Source organism: Rhodococcus sp. WS3 (assembly GCF_003797085.1).
Classification (GTDB): domain Bacteria; phylum Actinomycetota; class Actinomycetes; order Mycobacteriales; family Mycobacteriaceae; genus Rhodococcus_F; species Rhodococcus_F globerula.
Genome location: NZ_RKMA01000001.1, coordinates 2,568,790 through 2,587,372, shown reverse-complemented (window position 1 = coordinate 2,587,372; position 18,583 = coordinate 2,568,790). Strand labels below are relative to the sequence as shown.

Here is an 18,583-nt window from a genome sequence, read left to right as displayed (position 1 = left end):
AATGTCCAGTGATGCTGACACCGCTTTGGATGGAGAAAACGCAGACGTGAGCACTGAAATCGCTGCGCCCGTTACCGACGTCGACGTCGAAGATTCAGACATCGACGATTCTGACGACGACCTGATCGAAGAAGGCGAAATCGCCGGCGATTACCTAGAGCAGTTGCTCGATGTACTCGACTTCGACGGTGATATCGACCTGGACGTCGAGGGCGATCGCGCGATCGTCAGCATCGACGGCGGGGACGATCTGACCAAGCTGGTTGGCCGTAAGGGCGAGGTTCTAGACGCTCTCCAGGAATTGACCCGCCTTGCCGTCCAGCAGTCCACAGGTGAACGTAGCCGCTTGATGCTCGACATCGCCGGGTGGCGTGCCGGCCGTCGTGAAGCACTCAGTGCCCTCGGTGCCGAGGCTGCTGCACGTGTTCTTGAAACCGGTGAGCGTGAAGAACTGGCGCCGATGACGCCGTTCGAACGCAAGATCGTGCACGACGCCGTCGCCAAGGTGAAGGGCGTATCGAGCGAAAGTGAAGGCGCTGAGCCGTCACGTCGAGTGGTTGTCCTGAAGGACTGACACTCCCCCAGCAGTACGAGAATGCGAGCCCCGGATTCGATCCGGGGCTCGCATTCTTTTTGCATTTTCCGGTCGCATTTTCCGGCAATCGGTTTCACGTGAAACGGTCGCGGAAACGGCACCCTCTTCTGGTATCTCGTGAACGATCACCTCGTTGCCGATATCCGTCACCACGGCAACGAATGTGACAGTCCGTGTGTCGAGCCCGAGGAGCCAACTGACCGAGACACCTCGTTGGCGGGGGCACTTGGGGCGGTAGATCGCGTACAACCGTCGATGATTGCTTGCCTGACGAAGTCGAGATCGATCAGGTCATCTTCGGGACCGATCTGTGACGGCAGAAAGCTCGTTAGGGCGAACGGTATTCGAATCACAGTCGGTTTCGGCGGAGGTACCGGCGGAGGTACCGGCGGAGGGCTGTCGCTGTAGTCGACGTCCCATATGAGCGCGCCTTCCTCGAAGGTCGGAAGCAGGCCGGAATATTCGGTGCCCGATTCGATACTGATCCGAACCGAATCGACATAGTCCGTCAACGACGCCGATACAGGATTGCAGTCATCAGCGACCTCCCAGCCGAACTCGCGAACGAAACCTTGTTGCTGACCCCCGCGGGTGTCGACGTATAACAGGTCGCCGGATCCGTCCTCTGCGAACGGAAGATAAGTATCGAGGAACATGTGCGCGACTTCCCGGCTTGTTGCTGCCGAGCGACCTGAATCCAGTCGTCGCCGAGTCCTTCAGTGTCATGGAGTGTTTCCGGATCTCGGCAGTATTTATGGTTGGCGACTAATTCGTCGAGACCGAGCAAACCGAAGTTCGGGAACAGGCTGCCGATTAAGTCCCCTCCCCCAGTCGGCTGTTGCTGGCCGTCATGAAGTGAGTAGAACCGCACCCATGTACGTGAGCCATGAGTCGGTAATTGTCATTTTCAGAATGTCTGGGGCGGGATGAATGCGCCGGATGGTTTCACGTGAAACGCCTCACCTCAAGTTCAATGAATTGGACAATTTCCGGGACGAAATTTTCCCATATAGGAACCCTGCTTAGTTTCGTCACTGTGATGATACTGCTCGAAGGGATCTCTCTTTGAATGAGCATGTTTCACGTGAAACCTGGCGCGACCGCGAATGAGTTGGCAGACTCACAGCGAGTCGACGCGTAGAAGTGAACACTTGTCGGCGATAACACGGATAATAACTTTGGTCTTGATTGTTGATTTCGCGGTATACGCGGGAGGATGTTTCACGTGGAACAAAATGGTGCGGCGTCGGTTGACTGGGATGAACAAGCGACTGCGCGCGCTGTGTTCGGCGATCGATACGACATTGCAGAACGCTACTACCAATCTCTGGCGACGGACGGTGTTGAGCGCGGGCTCATCGGACCTCGTGAAGTGCCGCGACTCTGGGAACGTCACTTGCTCAACTGCGCTGTCATTGGTGAGTTGATCGCCGAAGGTGAGTCTGTTGTCGACGTAGGAAGTGGAGCCGGGTTGCCGGGTATCCCTCTCGCAATCGCGCGGCCGGACCTCAAAGTCACTCTGGTCGAACCGCTTCTGCGGCGGTCTGTGTACCTCGCCGAGTTCATCGAATCCAACGGATTGGATGTTCTGGTGGTCCGGGGGCGCGCCGAAGAATCTGGCGTAGTGAAGGAAGCCGGCGGTGCCGACGTAGTGACGTCGCGTGCTGTTGCGCCGCTGGAAAAGCTGGCCCGTTGGTCACTCCCCCTCATTCACGAGCACGGTCGGATGCTTGCGCTGAAGGGTTCGAGCGCTGCGGAAGAGATCGAGCGCGACCGAACCGCGTTGACCAAACTCGGCGCGGGCAAGTTCGAAATACTCGAGTGTGGATCCAAATTTCTCCGGACGCCCACTGTCGTGGTCAAGGCCGAGCGTCTCCCCAAACGGCGTCAGCGATGACGAAGGAAGTACACATGATGAGAGCACGCAGTGGTCGATTCGCAATCGAAGGAGCAGTCAATGTCGGGTCGATCTGAAGCCGTGGTTTCACCGGAAATTGTTACTACGTCCGAAACCGCTCCGTCGCCGGAGACCGCTGTTTCACGTGAAACAGCAACACCGCAGCCGAGCGTGAACGCGGACCCGGTGATCAATGACGACGAGAATTTCACGGCTCCCTATTCCGAGATCTCCTCGGAAGAGACTCCGATCGGCGCTGCCGCGCATCGCGCAAGCCAGGTGCTGCACCCGCACTCGGTGACCCTGCCCAAGCCCGCTTTCCGTCGGGTCATCACGATTGCCAACCAGAAGGGTGGCGTCGGCAAGACAACAACAACCGTCAACCTCGCTTCTGCGCTCGCCCTTCAAGGGCTTACCGTCCTCGTGGTCGATTTGGACCCTCAGGGCAACGCCAGCACCGCTCTGGGCGTCGTTCACACCTCGGGTACCCCTTCGAGCTATGAGCTCCTCATCGGCGAAGTGAAGGCCGTTGACGCGGTTCAGACAAGCCCGCACAGTGAACGGCTTCTCTGCATCCCCGCGACAATCGACTTGGCCGGCGCCGAGATCGAACTGGTGTCGATGGTGGCTCGCGAGAATCGTCTCAAGGGCGCGCTCAACGACAAGGTGCTCGCGGAGCTGGACGTGGACTTCGTCCTCATCGACTGCCCGCCGTCTCTCGGCCTTCTGACCGTCAACGCGATGGTCGCGGCCAAGGAAGTTCTGATCCCGATTCAGTGCGAGTACTACGCCCTCGAGGGTGTCGGCCAGTTGCTGCGAAACATCGAATTGGTGCAGGCACACCTGAATCCCGATCTGCATGTCTCGACCGTTCTCCTGACGATGTACGACGGCCGCACCAAGCTCGCCGACCAGGTGGCAGAAGAGGTGCGTAAGCACTTCGGCGACACCGTTCTCCGGGCTGTGATTCCCCGAAGCGTCAAGGTTTCCGAAGCTCCGGGCTACGGCATGACCGTTCTCGATTACGACCCGGGTTCACGCGGGGCGATGAGTTACCTCGATGCCGGCCGCGAATTGGCCGGACGCTCTGTCACCACTACGACGCAGGAGCAGTGAGATGAGCCAGGCACGTAAAGGCGGATTGGGCCGCGGCCTTGCCGCACTGATTCCTACCGGTCCGGCCACTGCACCCGGACTGGGGGCGGCAGCAGCGGATCTCATCATCGGCGGTGAGGTGGGAAGCGGTGACATCGGAAGCCGTGAAAACGGCGGCGAGAAGGCCAACCCCTCCCCTCCCCCACCGAAGACAGCGGCCCCCAAAACCGCAAAATCCAAAGCTGGCGCCGCAAAGACTGCAGTGCCGACCGCGGATGAACTCGAGTCTGAACTGACATCCGCTGGCGCTGTCTACCTCGAGATCGAACCGAGTCTGATCGAGACCAACCCGAAGCAGCCGCGTCACGTTTTCGACGAAGAAGCACTTGCGGAGTTGGTGCATTCCATCCGTGAGTTCGGTTTGATGCAGCCGATCGTGGTTCGCCGCAACGGTGACAAGTACCAACTTGTCATGGGTGAGCGCCGCTGGCGGGCGAGCCAGGAAGCCGGCCTCGAGAAGATTCCGGCGATCATTCGTGAGACCGACGACAACTCGATGTTGCGTGATGCGCTCCTCGAGAACATTCACCGTGTTCAGTTGAATCCCCTCGAGGAGGCTGCCGCGTATCAGCAGTTGCTCGAAGAATTCGAAGTGACGCACGAGGAATTGGCGAACCGTATCGGTCGCTCGCGCCCCGTCGTGACCAACATGATCCGTCTGCTGAAGCTGCCGGTGGCTGTCCAACGACGCGTCGCTGCTGGCGTCCTGTCGGCCGGGCATGCTCGTGCATTGCTCTCCCTCGAGGCGGGTGCCGACGCTCAGGAAGTGATGGCGGCGCGCATCGTGGCGGAAGGAATGTCGGTCCGAGCGACAGAAGAAGCTGTCACTTTGGCCAACCGCGCAGACAGTGAGATCGCTCCCCCACAGAAGCGGAAGCCGATCATGATGCCGGGTCTGCAGGATGTGGCGGAGCGGTTGTCCGACTCGTTCGACACCCGCGTGACGGTCAGTTTGGGTAAGCGGAAGGGCAAAATTGTGGTCGAGTTCGGCTCGGTGGATGACCTTCAGCGCATCGTGGGCATGATGGAAGCGCAGAAATCGAACAAGTGACGAAACATCGACATCCATCCATACCAGCTAGTTTCGTCACTGTGACAAAATGTTGATGCTGAGCGGTTCCTGGAAGTGAAATACTTTGAACCGCAACAGTTTTGATGTGGCGGGTGCAGCGGCAGCGCAGACGGAGTTGTGGTGGCTTATTCTGGAGAAGGAAAACGCGTCGGGTAGGGCAAAAATGTGCGGCGGAGACCTAAATGTTCGGCAGATACCAAAATTGAGATCGCGACCTACGGAAGTGAGTTAGCCAGTGTCGACTCACGTCATCACATCGCTGCGGCTTGACGGTCTCGATCAACTTTCGGCACACGCTCGCCGCTGTGTGTTCTGGGAGATGGATCCGGCGGCCCTTCACGATGCGCGGGGATTCTGCGATCAGGAATTCGAAAAAGAAGCGTGGCTGTCGATGGTTATGCTCGAGTGGGGATCCTGCGGCCAGGTCGCGGTCAAGGACGGCAAACCACTCGGCAGCGCTCTCTACGCCCCTCCCCGCACCATTCCGCGCGCCCAGATGTTCCCCACCAGTCCCGTCAGCTCTGACGCCGTTCTGCTGACCAGTCTTCGGCTGGAGCCGTCGGGCGTCGAGGAAAGCCTCGGGCCGGCCCTCATTTCCGCTGTGGTGACCGATCTCGTTCGACGCGGTGTCCGTGCCCTCGAAGCTTTTGGTATCCGCGCACATGAGCAGGAGTCGGCGTCGGATATCGCGTCGGCAACTGCAGCATTGGAATGTTCACCGGAGGAATGCATGATCAGCGCAGATTTCCTCGAGGATTACGGCTTCGAGGTTGTTGCGCCCCATCATCGGTACCCACGCTTGCGGCTCGAACTCGATCGGGACCACGAGTGGAAAGTCGACGTCGAGGAAGCCCTCGATCGACTCCTGCAGGCCGCGGCCCTCGAGATGATTCAGGTCGGTGAACTGACACGCGTGTGAGTAACGCGCGTGTCAGTTGCGGTCGGATACCGAAAGTTCTTCTGCGAGAAGCTCGGCAAACGTGAACGTGCCGGTGGGCTGATCGTCCTGCCCAAGCAGGTACAGGCGTTTGACCGAAATCAGGATGGCCTCGGCGATGGTGTCACGCATGCGCGGATTGGTAAGCACCGCAGCATCATTCGCGTTCGAGAGGTATCCGAGGTCGATCTGTACCGTCGGCATGTTGGTCAGTCGCAGCAATTCCCACGTGCGACCATGAGTCCTGTTGTCCTGCAACGGGGTTCGGGCAACGATCTCGCGCTGGACGAACCCGGTGAGAATCTGACCGATCTTCGAGACCGAACCGTGTGAATTTCCGAAATGGAAACTCGCCACACCGTTTGCGGACGGGCTGGGATTGCTGTCGCACCGCAGCGAGATCATCAGGTCTGCGTCGAACGCGTTGGAAGTTGATGCCCGATCAGCCTCTGACGGATCGACATTGTGCGGCCGCGAGAGGAACGTCTCCATTCCGGTTGCAGCCATACGCCCCTCGAGGCGCATCGCAAGATCCCACAGCACATCGGACTCGGAGATACCGTTCACAATCGCTCCGGTGGACGGGCCGCCCAGACCGGGATCGATGACGATCCGCTTTCCGCCCAGCTGCGGGCCCTTGCGCCGCACCAGTTCTTCCTCGCTGATCGCGTGGGGTGAACCGCCAGTGACACGAGTTCCGAGAAGGTCGAGCGAGCGCAAAGTCTGGGGGCCGCAGATGCCGTCGGCGGCGATGCCGATCTCACGCTGGAAGGACGACAACGACTCGTGCGTCATCGGCCCGAAGAAGCCGTCGACGCGCCCCGAGTAGAAGCCGAGATCCTGGAGTTTGGTCTGTAGTGCAGCCACGTCGTCGCCGTACAGCGGAGCGGACAGCTGGTAGATCAGAGTGCGGGCGCCTAGGCGGTACGACGCCTCACGAATGGACCGATACGTTGCCGGGCCCACGATGCCGTCGACAAGTAGCCCACGTTGCTGCTGGAAGGCACGAACGGCGCTGTCGAGGTGATGATCGAAGATGACGTCCGGCGCAACCCAATGGGCACCGTCGCCGCTTTCACGTCGAATGCTGGACGGGATGTGGTGCAGATATCCCAGCTTCGTCAATGTGCCCCGAATCTCGGCGACGGCCGGGCCGTGATCACCGTGTCGGAGTCGATGCATGCGTGAAAACCTCTCGGATCGGCAAAAGAATTCGATCGATGTGCCTGGAAGTGGATCTGATCAGGCACATCGATCGATTATCTCAGAAAACCTGGGGATTGCGAGAATCCCCTACGTTCACAGGGTACTCAGAGTACGTCCGAGAGTTCCTTGAGCAGCGCGGCCTTGCCCTTTGCGCCGACGATGGTCTTGATGGGCTGTCCGTCCTTGAACAGGATCAGCGTCGGGATCGACATGACCTGGAAGTCGCGGGCTGCGGCCGGGTTGGCGTCGATGTCGAGCTTGGCGATGGTCAGCTTGTCGCTGTTCTCACCGGCGATTTCCTCGAGAACCGGGGCGACCATCTTGCACGGGCCGCACCAGGTTGCCCAGAAGTCGACGAGAACGGGCTTGTCGCTGCCCAGGACGTCCTGCTTGAAGGAATCGTCGGTGATGGTGACGGTATTCGACACTGTTACTCCTCGAGGGTTGGGTACGACAGCTGGGTGAATCAGGGGGCGCCGACGACGTCGACCGTGTGACCGGCGGCGTCGAGGGTGTTTGCGGTGATGTCGCCGCGGTCGGCGAGCCAGCGTTCGGCGTCGATCGCAGCGGAGCATCCGGTGCCGGCAGCGGTGATGGCCTGACGGTACGTGTGATCGACCAGGTCGCCGGCCGCGAAGACGCCGTCGACCGAGGTTGCGGTGGAACCGGGTGCAACGCGGACGTAGCCGGCGTCGTCGAGGTCTACCTGGCCCTTGACGAGTTCACTGCGGGGATCGTGGCCGATGGCGACGAACATGCCAGTGATCTCGAGGGTGGAGGTCTCGCCGGTCACGGTGTCGCGGACCACGAGGCCGGTGACACTGTTCTCGCCAAGGACCTCGAGGGGTTCGGCGTTGGTGAGGAAGCGGATCTTCTCGTTGGCCTTGGCGCGCTCGAGCATGATGCGTGAGGCGCGGAACTCCTCGCGGCGGTGCACCAGGGTGACCGAGCGGGCGAAGCGGGTGAGGAAGGTTGCTTCTTCCATGGCGGAGTCGCCGCCGCCGACCACGACGATGTCCTGGTCACGGAAGAAGAAGCCGTCGCAGGTGGCGCAGGCGCTGACGCCGCGGCCGAGGAGACGCTCTTCACCGGGAATCCCCAGGTAACGCGCTGCGGCACCCATCGCGAGGATGATTGCGTGCGCGGCGTAGGTTTCGCCGTTCGCGACGACAGTTTTGATCGGGCCGCTCAGGTCGATCTCGTCGACGTCCTCGGTGCGGATGTCGGTGTCGAAGCGCAGAGCCTGCTCACGCATCTGTTCCATCAGGTCCGGTCCCATGATTCCTTCGCGGAATCCGGGGAAGTTCTCGACCTCGGTGGTGGTCATGAGGGCGCCACCGAACTGGGTTCCCTCGAAGAGCAGGGGCTGGAGCTCAGCGCGCGCGGTGTAGACACCAGCGGTGTAGCCGGCCGGTCCGGAACCGACAATGATGACGTCATGGACCGCGGGCGTGGTTTCCAGCTGGGTGGTCATGCGAGCCTTCCAATAGTGAGTGCAGACCCTCCGCTTCTTGGAGAGCCGTACCGATCAACACCAGGATAAGGGGTGTTGTTCCCGGGCCCGGCGCAAAAGTGGTCAGGCGCTCAGCTGGGATCGTGTGCATACGGTGCGACCAGGGCGCCAGCACTGCGGCGCACCTGATCCGGATCGGTGCCGCGTTCGATTTGCCGGACACCGGTGTGAACTATCGCGTTGATCAGTTCGGCAGTGACGGCGGGGTCGCGTGCGCCGAGTTCCTGCAGCGTGTGCAGCAGCGGAGTGACAAGATCGCCGTGCAGTGCCCGGCTCTTCTCATCGAACTTCGGGCCGGGTGCGATCTGGCTCAGCGACGCCGCGATCGCGTGCTCACCGTCTGCGGCCAGGATCAGATTGGCGTCGACGTACGCGAGGATGCGACCGGCGGGGCCGTCGGCCTCCGCCATGGCCTCAGCCAACTTCTGCGACCACCGCGGGAATGAATCCTCGACCAGTGCGTCGAGTAGGTCCTGCCGGGAGTTGAAGTACTGATAGACGCTCGATCGGGCCAGTCCGGCGCGCCTGGCTATCTCACCGAACGACGGGATGTCCGCGGTTCCTTCGGCAAGAACCTCGCGGGCAGCGTTCAGGAGCGCACGACGCTGCGCTGCGCGATGCTCGCCGACGGTAGCGGCGTTGATGCGTGGCACGTGAACTCCTTTCGTACGCTGCTCGGTCGTCGAACAGCCTAGTGGGGAGTTGCGCGCTATGTGGTCGCTGGGCGCAGAGCCTCTCGGACGACGCAGCGCGTGCCGGTGTAGATGGTGGGCATGCACTTGTTGCAGTGGACGCACAGCCCTTCGGAAACCGATTCGGACTGAAACTTGTTGACCAACTGCGGATCTCGAAGCAGTGCCCGAGCCATGGCTACAAACTCGAAACCTTCACCGAGTGCGCCCTCGATGGTGTCGACGCGATTGATGCCGCCGAGCAGGATCAGTGGCAGACTCAGCGCCTCGCGGAACTGGCGGGCGAATGGAAGGAAGAACCCTTCCTCGAAGGGGTACTTGGGAAAGAGCGTCGGGCCGTACAACTTGAGACCGTAACCCACGAGTTTGGGCTGGGACGCAACAAATTCCGCCATCGGAACGTCGCCGCGGAAGAAGTACATTCCGTTGAGAAGTGAACTGCCGCCGGTCAATTGCATGGCGTCGAGATGGCCGTCGGCCTCGAGGATCTTGGCGATGGGCAGGCTCTGATCGAGCCACAGTCCTTTGGGGACTCCGTCGGACATGTTGAACTTCGCCGTGACGGCAACCGATGGTCCGGCTGCCCTGCGGACCGCTTCGATCACCCGACGCGGATATTCGGCACGCCTGGCGACGGTTCCGCCGTATTGATCGTGGCGTTTGTTCAGATTGGGGCTCATGAACGAACTGAGCAGATAGTTGTGGCCGAGGTGCACCTCGATGGCGTCGAATCCGGCGTCGACGGCAATGCGCGCGGTGCGCTCGTAGTCGGCGACAACGCCGTCGAGTTCCGCGAGTGTCGCTCCCTTGACGAGACCCATCGCGGGCGGACTCAATCGCGTCGACGGGGCCAGGGTTTTCGTTTTGTTGGAGAGGGTGTTGGCCACTAGTCCGGCGTGTCCGATCTGTGCTGCGGCGAGCGCTCCTTCGGCGTGGACCGTCTCGGTCAGACGGCGCAGTCCGGGCAGCGCCTGTTCGTTCATGACGAGGGTGTCGCGGTGGACGCGCCCACCGGGTGAGACGGCGCAGTACGCGACGGTGGTCATGGCGGCACCCCCGCGAGCGACCTGGGCGTGGAAGTTGATCAGGTCGTCGGAGATCGCTCCCCGCGGCATCACGCCTTCGAAGGTGGCAGCTTTGATGATGCGGTTCTTCAAGGTCAGCGGCCCGAGACGGGCCGGTTCGAAGATCGTGGGGGTCATGTTCTTCTTCCTGCTTCGGCGGATCCATTACGATGCCAGTGGACTCGTATCTACGACGATATAGCGCCGACGCCAAATCTGTTCGACAATTCGAGACGATGAACACCACAGGATCTGGTCGCCCCCGAGACCCACGCATCGACGACGCAGTCCTCGAAGTCACCCGCACCATGCTGCTCGAGGTCGGCTGGGAGCAATTGAGCGTGCGCGCCATCGCCGCCCGAGCCGGAGTCAGTAGGGCGTCGATGTCGCGTCGCTGGTCGTCCAAAGCGCACTTGGTTCTCGGATCGATCCTCGGCGCCACCCCGGACTTGACGCCCTTCGAGGGAACGGATCGCGACGGGTGGATCCGCTGGGTGGTGGCCGGTAGCGCGCAGTTGTTCGCCCGCCCCGAGGTTCGTGCCGCGGCGCCCGGACTATTGGCAGCATTGCGCGATCACGACGATCTACGTAACGAGCTGTGGCGCGGGTTCAGTGGGCCGAGTACCCAGTTGTTCCTGGAAGATTCGGAAGACCGCGACGCCGCGCTGTTGGACGCAAAAGCTGTGCTGGTGATGGCGGCCGGAGCTGCGATGTTCTCGAGTCTTATTGCGGTGGAGGATGATACGGAGGAACTCCGCGGGCGCATCCTGGCACTGCTGTTGCCGGTCGCAGAAAAGTGAACTAGCCGATAGTGTTGACGGACAGCGTGTTCGGTTTGTCAGCGCTACATTCCGGGCCGACGGCAAGGATGGTGATCTGACGTGGCTGCGTGCCGCGCAGTAGGAGCACCACGGCTGGGTTGCCGTCGACGGTGACCTCGCCCGATCCGAGAAGTGGCTCATCTTGCGAGAATCCGTTTGCCTGCAGGCAACCTGCCAGTTTGAGTGGATCCTCCAATGGGCCAAGATCTTTGGACCCGATCAAGGTGAGGAATCTTTCGGGAGTCGGGTTTTCGCTTACGGTAGGAGTGGGTTGCGCAGTGATGACGGCGTTCGGTTCGGTGGGGCGTACCGCAATCAACACAGCCACAACCGCTACGGCTGCTGCAGCAGCGGCACCACCCATCAGTAGCCGGCGTCGCGAGCGGGCGATGGAGATTACATTCGAACCGGAATCATGTTGCGTCTGTTGCTGTTTCCGCTCGCTGTCCAATGCGCTGTGGATGCGCGCTGCCAACTCGGGCGGCATGGGCTCGTGCGGGGCGATGCGCTCGTCCCACGTCCGCAGTGAATGACTGACGTTGTCGAGTTTGCTGACGAACGCCAGTGCGTCCGGATCGTCGTCGACGAGGACCCACAAGGCAGCACTGGTTTCGGGGTCGAGAACACCGCCGTGAAGATCGGCCAGCAAGTCTTCGGAGAAAGGTGGGGCAGGAACGTACGAATCGTTCACGAGCCTCCCCTTTCTGCGCGCGGCTACCTGTTCTGGTGCTCACAAAGATTAGACGCGTCGACATCACGATCGGTTCCCCCGGCCACCCAACTCGGCCAATTCGGCGGCTAGACGCTTGCGCGCGCGAGCGCAGCGACTCTTCACCGTTCCCACAGGGATGCCGAGCCGAATTGCGGCCTCGGCTACGGGATAACCCTCCATGTCCACCGCAATGACGGCAGCGCGCTGCTCAGGCGGCAGCAGGGCCAAGGCTTGATCGACGGTCATCCTCATGTCCACGGCTTCGACATGATCGTGAGAATCGCGAGGTTCCTCCACATTGTCGGCGGAGAGCGAAAAGGCTTGGCGTGACTTGTTTCGCCGAATTCGATCCAGGCACGCGTTGACAACTATCGCGTGGAGCCAACTTCGCACAGCGGCATCGCGACGGAACTTGGACGCGTTGCGGTGCGCAGACAGCAAGCCTTCCTGCAAGGCGTCACTGGCGTCCTCGTCCGAATAGCTGGTACGCCGGGCGACGTGCCATAGATGATCCTGATGCCGGGTCAGCAATTCACGGAAAGCATGTGGATCGCCCGCCACATGTGCTGTCAGTAATTCGACATCCGTTACCTCGCCCCCGGTGCCCCCCCGATAAGTGTGCACCGGCGGATGTTAACCCAGGAGCGGGCCATCGGGAGGGGTCAGGGACGGGCTATCGAGCGGCGTTGAACGTTATGTCCGAGATGGCTGTTTGGTTTTGTCCGGATTGCGTGCTGAGTTCGGTAATCCAGATGAGAACGTACTGACTCGGGCTGTCGGTGGTGACCGGAATATCCGTGACACCGTTCTTCAATGTTCCGGTCCCGATTTGCTTCGTCTGATCGAGAGTAGTTCCGGCAGAAGGGGCAGAACGGATTTCAACGACGCTACCCGGCGAATCGGACGTGATGGCAACGTTCTTCAGAGTCGCGGCGTCGTCCAGCGTGACCATCAGGCCGACGCCGTTCTTCAGCGCCGGGAACGGCTGGAAGTACGAGTCCGTCGACCACTCCGTTGTGGGGTTTCCGTCGATGGCATTCTTGGCCGTAGCAGGCTGATCCGGGGTGCCCTGCGGCGAGAACACCGCGACCGTCGACGCACCGACAGGAGCCGTGGCAACCGGCGGGGCAGCGGGAGCCGAACTTTCCTCGGGTGCAGCAGCTTCCGAGGTCAAGCCGAAGCTCTGTTCACTCAAGGGAGTGTTGGAACTGCTCCCGGAGAGGAAGCTGGCAACCCACACGCCGAGCAGGATCAGCACGATGACGGTGAATACGCCCAGCGCGGTCAACGCGGCGAGCATGCGCGTCGACTTCTTCTTCTCGGCTTCGATGGCCTCGGGATCCGTCAGAGCGTGTCCGGAGTTGCCGGGGTCGCGATGTCCGAGGCGCAGGGCGGGAATCAGTTCCGTCTTGTCGTTGACGACGGACGCCTGATCGAGAATGTGTTGCACCGTTGCGGCAGTGCGGATTCCGCTCTCTGCTTGCAGTGCGCGCGTGGCAACGGCCGAGATGTCGAACGGCACCTCGGGACGAATTCCTCGCACCTCGACGGGATTCCCGGACGCGTCGCGGCCGGCCGGGAGCAACCCGCCGACGGGTCCGGCTGACGGCTTTGCCAGCGGCCACCGAGCCGTGATGAGGGCGTAGAGCATGGCGCCAAGACCACGAACGTCGCTGGTGGAATCGGCGTCGGCAAGCGTTGCGGGGAACGCGAGTACGGCGTCGCCGTTGATGCTGATGCGCACCCGATCCGGGTGATCGATGGACAGCGCGCCACCCGAGCGGTGAGCTGCCTCGGCAGCGGCCGCGAGGCTGCGGATCGCGCGTGCTGCGCCGATGGGCGACGGCGTCGTCTCGGCCATTTCACGCAGTGATCGGCCAGGCGTCCACTCTGCGACGACGATGCCGCCCGAGCTGCCGCGGACGACGTCGAGGACCCGGGCCAGGCCCGGCGAGTTGATCCGGCCAAGGCGCAAGGTGCGGGAGAGCACGGCCTGCGGACCGGACTGGGCGTTGTCGTCGCCGCGCTGTTCCGCGTCGACAAACGTCAGGGCTACTTCGCGATCGAGTTTGACGTCGAGTGCTTCCCAGAACTGCAGTCCACGAGTGCCACCGTGCGGGGCGAGCAGGCGGTAGCGACCGCCGGCGACGGATGCACCCGGAATGAGCTTCGGTCCGCGGGGAGAGGGCCGGGAAGTAGAGGTGGGTGCAGCGGGCGGCGTCTTGGCAGATCCGGCGGGCGGCACAGGGTTGGGGGGCACAGCCTTGTTCGGCACAGCCTTTTGCGGCACAGCCTTGTTCGGCACAGCCTTGGGCGGCTCGGACTTGATTGCCTGTGTCTGCGGCGCCTGTTGCTGTGGTGTTTGCTGCTGTGGTGTTTGCTTCCGGGGAGCCTCTGCTCGCGGCGCACCCGTAGGCGCTGCCCCAGCCGACGTGGACTCTTTCACGGCAGAAGTTCCGGCATTCTTGTCGTCGGAGACCTTGTCGTCGCTCACCCTCGCTCCTTCACTTTCGGTTGCCCATCCCCGTGTCTGTGCGGGTTGCGACCTTGTGGTTCCAGGACCAGGGTACGGCAGCGCACCTGGTCGTTCGTGCTGGTTCGATTCCGTTCGCACGGCGGGGATCAGCTCGGTTACAGCATCGTCGTCGCGCTGCGCCGAATTACCGGTGGCGGACTTCGAGGCTGGTTCGGGGCGACCCAACACAGAACGAATCTTGCGGGAGACCGCAACCGTTACCGAGCGCACTTCGGGGATCTTCTTGAAGTACAGGATCGTGAAGGTGATGGCGAGCATGAGAATGCCGCCGACGGCTACGCGAATGAAGGATCCGGGACCGCCCAGGTTCTCGGTGAGTTTGTGGAATCCGAGTACCCGGTCGACGGCAATCATTGTCAGTGAACCGGCCAGGGAGGCGACGACGACGGACCATACGGTCTTACCGACATTGGCCATCTGGAGGTTGCCGAGGCTGCGGTGCAGAAGGTATCCGCCGATGACCGCACCGGTGATGTAGCCGAGTCCGTTGGCTGCACCGAGCAGGATCACGACCTGATCGGTGTCGGATGCAACCAGTGGGACGAGAGCGGAGAAGGCGATCTTCACAGCGGTGATTCCGAGAACGATCCACGTCGGCGTCCAGGCTTGTTCGCGGGCGTAGAACACGCGGAGTTGGATCAGCACCAGCGCGTACGGAATCAACGTGAATGCCGACCAGCTCACGGCAGTGCCGAGACGTTCGGCCTGTTCAGGTCCGAAGCGGCCGTAACCGTAGAGCGCTTCACCGACCTGGGGGCCCATGAAGGTGAGGAACATGATGATCGGAACGAGCGTGATCATGGTCAGACGCGTGGCGACCGACAGATCGTCGACGACGGCCGGGGTGTCGTCGGCTGCGGCGTTGCGGCTCAGGCGCGGCATGATCGCGGTCAGAACTGTCACACCGAGGACGCCGTACGGCAACTGCAGCAGCAGCCAGGCCTGGCTGTAGATCGCGGGGCCGGCTTCGTCGGCGTGCGAGGAAATGCGCGTCGCGAAGATCATGCCGATCTGACTGATCAGGACGTACAACACGATGGCGACGGCCATGCCGCCGAACTGACGTAGGCGGTCGTCGAGACCCCACAGCGGCTTGAGGGAGATGTTCTCGCGTCGTAGCGCGGGAATGAGGCTGGCAGCCTGCACGATGACGCCGACGGTGATGCCAATGCCGAGGGTGAGCAGTTTTGCGTCACCCATCGAGACCGGATTCAGCGAGATCTCACCTGGTGTCAGGCGGTAGATCACGAGCACCACGAGGACGACCATGTTGTTGAGCACCGGCGCCCAGGCTCCGGGTTTGAAGACCTGACGAGTATTGAGGAACGCCGTGAACAGCGCAGACAGTCCGTAGAACAGGATCGCCGGCAGTAGCAGGTACGACAGGGCCGTCGTCAGGTCGGTGCTGACCTTGCCGTCTTCGGACAGGAAGACGTATTTGGTGAGCACAGGTGCGGCGAGGGTCGCGAGTAGCGCGGCCATGCCGAGAAGGACAAGGGACGCCGTGAAGAGGCGTCGGATGAAGGCTTCGCCTTTGTCTTTGTCTTCGCGTTCGGCGCGGACAAGGACCGGCACGACGATCGCGGTCAACACTGCGCCGAGAACCAGCTCCGCGATCATGTTCGGGATCTGGCTGGCGACTGTGAACGAACTGGCGATGGCCGGACCGAGAACCATCAGGATCATCAGCTGCTTGGCGAATCCCGTGATGCGGCTCGTCAGTGTCGCGATGGCGATGGAACCTGTCGCCGCGAGAAGTCGGGAGTTGGATTCCTTGCGGTCTCCTGGCAGAACATGAGAGTCGGGGTCGACGTCACCGGACTCGGAGACGGGACGGTTCGCCAACTCCATTTCCGCTTCCCGGTACCGCGGGTAGTCGCGGATGACCGGAATGGTCATGGTGGGTGAGTCGTCGAAACGTGCGTCCGGGTTGACCGGCTGGATCGGGTACCCGCGTTCCCACGGTGGCATGCGCGGATGTGACGCGGTTGCGGTGCTCCGGCGCGTGATCGCGGACCGTTTGCCCTCAGGCGGATTCCCGGTCATGAACGTTTGTACCCTTCATCAGCTGGGTCGGGCTGACCCCGATATCGATGCCACAGCCGTCGTCCGGCCAAGAACAACAACAATCCTCCTGCTGTGGCTGTCACAGCGGCCAACGGACGACCGTATGCATTCGACCGTACGGTCACGCTGGTCGGGCTGCCCAATTGGAACCCGTCGGTGGTGGTGAGCGAGAAGCTCACGACCACCTTGCGGGAATCATTCATTTCCGCTGGCACAGTCAATTGTCGGCTACCGCGCGGCGGCAATTGTTTGGGACCGATGTCACTGATCTTCATCTCCGGCGGAGCGTCCACCCGCAGGTTGACGTTGATGGCGATCGGCAGTTCGTTGCGGGCCACGAGGAGCAGCGGGCTTTGACCGGACGCCAGTGTGTACACGCCGCCCGGCGATACGACGCTGACGGCTTGATACAGGCCGTTGACGCTGGTGGTCACGTTGCCTGCGCGGATGCTTGCGGCACGTTCGGCATTCCGGACGGACAAGATACTGGTATCGCGCCGGTTGGCCGAACTCATCGCGCGCAGCAGATCCTCACGCAGCGGGGCGGTGAAGGAGCGCGGCGTGAGCAGAACCTGCGGGTCGTCGACGAGTGAGAGTTCGAGCGCATCGATTCGGGGCAGTTGAGCCTGTGCCGTGTCGATGACCGCTGTTTGCGGACCGTCCTGAGTTGCCCGCTCCGGATATTCGAGCGTTGCCGTGTCCGTAGCGCCGGGTTGTGTGCCGAGCAGCGCCGGAAGGGACTGTGGTGTTGCCAGGCCGGAGCGGATGAGTGTGGCGAGCATCGACAGCATCGCGCCGGCGTCCTCCGCGTCGGCGCTCCACAGTTGCGGCGGCGCCAGAATCTGATTGCGCGGCACGGCGGTGGGAGTCAACGCGGACCACGCCATCGCGCCGAGTGCGTCCTGGCGCCGGGCAACCCGCGATTCCGTCTCGAGTTGCGGCGCGGTGTCCTCGTCGATGTACGACGGCGTCGACGGGTTGGATCCGGTCGCGGCAAAAGCTGCGGCCGCCGCTGTGTCGAAGGCAAGTGCGTCGACGGTGTCGGTGATGCGCGAGGACAGTTGTGCCTCGCTCGAATCCACGGACGAGGCCGCTACGAGGGTGGTTGTCGGCCTGGTGCTCAGAGTGTCAACGGTGACGGAATCGAGGACTCCGGAATCCGGCCACACGAAATTGCGGAGCGAAGTCACGCCGAGAATGGTGTCGACGATGTCGGCCGGCCGGTCGATGGCCGTCGCCGTCAGTTCGGGATGGGCGACGGTACCGACTGCCGCGAGATCTGCCTGCGCAAACGGAACCGACGTCGTACACATCGATGCTGCCAGCGTCTTGATTCGCGACAACCAATTGGACGCCGCATCCTGTCCGCGACCGTCGTGGGCTGCGCCGGTGGGGTCTGCCGCGTTGTCGACGACCAGATAACCGCGGGTCATGTTGTCGACCGTGATCACGAGGTCGGGGTCGATGGCGAGGCACAGCGAATCCCGCACCTTGTTGTCGGCGTCGATCTCGGGTTTCGTGGCGTTTTCGACGGCGTCGACAAGCGCGTCCAGGCGTCCGCCGTCCGAGAGTTCGGTGGCGAGGTTGTCGTTGATCAGTCGAACGGGGTCATTGACGGATCCGGGGATTCCGCCGACCAGGCTGGGAGCGGTAGCGAGCGGCCACATCATCGTCACGCCGACGGGGTTGGACGTGTCGGGTGCGACGACGGCTGTAGCCGAGGTGCTTGACGTTCGTGTGTTGGTCGCGCTGGGAACGCCGAGAACCGGGAGGAGGAAACGTGCGTCGTCGAGCCGGGCTGCGCCGCCGTATTCGGGGGTGCCGTTGACGTTGACAAGCATCGGGTAGACGCCGGGCTCGGAGATCTCGAGTGAGGTTCCGGTAGTGCTGCGCAGTGGCAGCGAGAGGGTGAACGGCCTGGATTCGCCCCGCTCGAGACTGGTGGCGACGGTGTCGAACTCGCCGACTGTGTCGAAAATGGCTTGGTCGAATTCGAGGGCATCGCGTACGTCGGCTGCATTGTCGATGGCCGGCGCTCGTTGCAACCGCACTCCGACGTCTTCGACGGGACGGTCGCCGACGTTCTTGACCGTGCCCTTCACCACGACGGTGGGCGTGCTGGTTGTCGTGACGGTGGTCGGTGTCGTGGATTCGATGGACAGCTCGAGGAACTTGCCGTCGGTGCTGGTGCGTGGTGCCTGAACGTGTTTGTCGTGCGAGGCGGGGAGCGCGTGTGCCGGGCCCGCCCCGAGCGATCCCGTCACACCGACAGCGGCCATCACCAGAGCGGCGATGCCCGCTCGCCGTAGAGCCATT

Annotated in this window: 16 protein-coding genes; 6 read left to right on the top strand and 10 right to left on the bottom strand. The window is 62.2% G+C overall.

Translation table 11 applies throughout. The features are described from left to right. Position 1: 1 nt before the first annotated feature. A complete protein-coding gene (locus tag EEB13_RS11735) occupies positions 2-574 on the top strand; it encodes a protein jag (protein WP_033235303.1) in 573 nt (190 codons plus the stop codon). A 167-nt stretch (positions 575-741) separates the two neighbouring features. Here EEB13_RS11735 and EEB13_RS11730 read toward each other — a convergent pair whose 3' ends face one another. After that, complete coding sequence (locus EEB13_RS11730) at positions 742-1,251, bottom strand: SMI1/KNR4 family protein (protein ID WP_141485312.1); 510 nt, start codon at positions 1,249-1,251, stop codon at positions 742-744. A 560-nt stretch (positions 1,252-1,811) separates the two neighbouring features. Here EEB13_RS11730 and rsmG point away from each other — a divergent pair. The 4 genes from rsmG (at position 1,812) to EEB13_RS11710 (ending at position 5,638) form a co-directional block, all read left to right on the top strand. Continuing rightward, positions 1,812-2,492 (top strand): 16S rRNA (guanine(527)-N(7))-methyltransferase RsmG, encoded by a 681-nt coding sequence (rsmG, locus tag EEB13_RS11725; protein WP_033235301.1) that lies wholly within the window; start codon positions 1,812-1,814, stop codon positions 2,490-2,492. Between the two features lie 60 nt (positions 2,493-2,552). After that, entirely contained in the window at positions 2,553-3,608 is a 1,056-nt protein-coding gene (locus tag EEB13_RS11720) for a ParA family protein (RefSeq protein ID WP_233363932.1), read from the top strand. A 1-nt stretch (position 3,609) separates the two neighbouring features. After that, a complete protein-coding gene (locus tag EEB13_RS11715) occupies positions 3,610-4,698 on the top strand; it encodes a ParB/RepB/Spo0J family partition protein (protein ID WP_141485311.1) in 1,089 nt (362 codons plus the stop codon). A 256-nt stretch (positions 4,699-4,954) separates the two neighbouring features. Next, positions 4,955-5,638, top strand: coding sequence for a hypothetical protein (locus EEB13_RS11710; protein WP_033235299.1), 684 nt, complete (start codon positions 4,955-4,957; stop codon positions 5,636-5,638). Between the two features lie 12 nt (positions 5,639-5,650). On the opposite strand, the gene EEB13_RS11705 is transcribed toward EEB13_RS11710, so the two are convergent. The 5 genes from EEB13_RS11705 to nox all read right to left on the bottom strand — a co-directional run bounded on the left by EEB13_RS11705 (position 5,651) and on the right by nox (position 10,269). Next, positions 5,651-6,838 (bottom strand): N-acetylmuramoyl-L-alanine amidase, encoded by a 1,188-nt coding sequence (locus tag EEB13_RS11705; protein WP_033235298.1) that lies wholly within the window; start codon positions 6,836-6,838, stop codon positions 5,651-5,653. 128 nt (positions 6,839-6,966) lie between these two features. After that, positions 6,967-7,290: a thioredoxin gene (trxA, locus tag EEB13_RS11700; protein ID WP_033235297.1), complete on the bottom strand. Its 324-nt coding sequence runs from the start codon at positions 7,288-7,290 to the stop codon at positions 6,967-6,969. Between the two features lie 38 nt (positions 7,291-7,328). Next, on the bottom strand, positions 7,329-8,336 hold the full coding sequence (trxB, locus tag EEB13_RS11695) for a thioredoxin-disulfide reductase (protein ID WP_045066055.1): 1,008 nt from the start codon (positions 8,334-8,336) through the stop codon (positions 7,329-7,331). 110 nt (positions 8,337-8,446) lie between these two features. Next, the gene (locus tag EEB13_RS11690) at positions 8,447-9,028 is read right to left on the bottom strand and encodes a TetR/AcrR family transcriptional regulator (RefSeq protein ID WP_033235295.1); all 582 of its coding nucleotides are present in this window, start codon (positions 9,026-9,028) and stop codon (positions 8,447-8,449) included. A gap of 56 nt (positions 9,029-9,084) precedes the next feature. After that, positions 9,085-10,269 carry a 4,4'-dithiodibutanoate disulfide reductase gene (gene nox / locus EEB13_RS11685; protein ID WP_141485310.1) on the bottom strand — a complete coding sequence of 395 codons (1,185 nt, stop codon included), beginning with the start codon at positions 10,267-10,269 and terminating at the stop codon, positions 9,085-9,087. 98 nt (positions 10,270-10,367) lie between these two features. Between nox and EEB13_RS11680 the strand changes: the two genes are divergently transcribed. Then, the gene (locus tag EEB13_RS11680; RefSeq protein ID WP_141485309.1) at positions 10,368-10,931 is read left to right on the top strand and encodes a helix-turn-helix domain-containing protein; all 564 of its coding nucleotides are present in this window, start codon (positions 10,368-10,370) and stop codon (positions 10,929-10,931) included. A 1-nt stretch (position 10,932) separates the two neighbouring features. On the opposite strand, the gene EEB13_RS11675 is transcribed toward EEB13_RS11680, so the two are convergent. The 4 genes from EEB13_RS11675 to EEB13_RS11660 form a co-directional block, all read right to left on the bottom strand. Next, the gene (locus EEB13_RS11675) at positions 10,933-11,643 is read right to left on the bottom strand and encodes a hypothetical protein (RefSeq protein WP_141485308.1); all 711 of its coding nucleotides are present in this window, start codon (positions 11,641-11,643) and stop codon (positions 10,933-10,935) included. 63 nt (positions 11,644-11,706) lie between these two features. Further along, on the bottom strand, positions 11,707-12,288 hold the full coding sequence (sigM, locus tag EEB13_RS11670; RefSeq protein ID WP_141485307.1) for an RNA polymerase sigma factor SigM: 582 nt from the start codon (positions 12,286-12,288) through the stop codon (positions 11,707-11,709). Positions 12,289-12,337: 49 nt separating this feature from the next. Next, positions 12,338-16,246 (bottom strand): murein biosynthesis integral membrane protein MurJ, encoded by a 3,909-nt coding sequence (locus tag EEB13_RS11665; RefSeq protein ID WP_033235290.1) that lies wholly within the window; start codon positions 16,244-16,246, stop codon positions 12,338-12,340. Next, a complete protein-coding gene (locus EEB13_RS11660) occupies positions 16,243-18,582 on the bottom strand; it encodes a DUF6049 family protein (protein ID WP_410055762.1) in 2,340 nt (779 codons plus the stop codon). The genes EEB13_RS11665 and EEB13_RS11660 overlap by 4 nt, the downstream gene beginning before the upstream one ends. Between the last annotated feature and the right edge of the window lies 1 nt (position 18,583).

Coding starts and splice junctions, on each gene's coding strand:
- EEB13_RS11735 (WP_033235303.1), top strand. CDS start 2: ATGTCCAGTGATGCTGACACCGCTTTGGATGGAGAAAACGCAGACGTG.
- EEB13_RS11730 (WP_141485312.1), bottom strand. CDS start 1,251: ATGTTCCTCGATACTTATCTTCCGTTCGCAGAGGACGGATCCGGCGAC.
- rsmG (WP_033235301.1), top strand. CDS start 1,812: ATGTTTCACGTGGAACAAAATGGTGCGGCGTCGGTTGACTGGGATGAA.
- EEB13_RS11720 (WP_233363932.1), top strand. CDS start 2,553: ATGTCGGGTCGATCTGAAGCCGTGGTTTCACCGGAAATTGTTACTACG.
- EEB13_RS11715 (WP_141485311.1), top strand. CDS start 3,610: ATGAGCCAGGCACGTAAAGGCGGATTGGGCCGCGGCCTTGCCGCACTG.
- EEB13_RS11705 (WP_033235298.1), bottom strand. CDS start 6,838: ATGCATCGACTCCGACACGGTGATCACGGCCCGGCCGTCGCCGAGATT.
- trxB (WP_045066055.1), bottom strand. CDS start 8,336: ATGACCACCCAGCTGGAAACCACGCCCGCGGTCCATGACGTCATCATT.
- nox (WP_141485310.1), bottom strand. CDS start 10,269: ATGACCCCCACGATCTTCGAACCGGCCCGTCTCGGGCCGCTGACCTTG.
- EEB13_RS11680 (WP_141485309.1), top strand. CDS start 10,368: ATGAACACCACAGGATCTGGTCGCCCCCGAGACCCACGCATCGACGAC.
- EEB13_RS11665 (WP_033235290.1), bottom strand. CDS start 16,246: ATGACCGGGAATCCGCCTGAGGGCAAACGGTCCGCGATCACGCGCCGG.
- EEB13_RS11660 (WP_410055762.1), bottom strand. CDS start 18,582: ATGGCTCTACGGCGAGCGGGCATCGCCGCTCTGGTGATGGCCGCTGTC.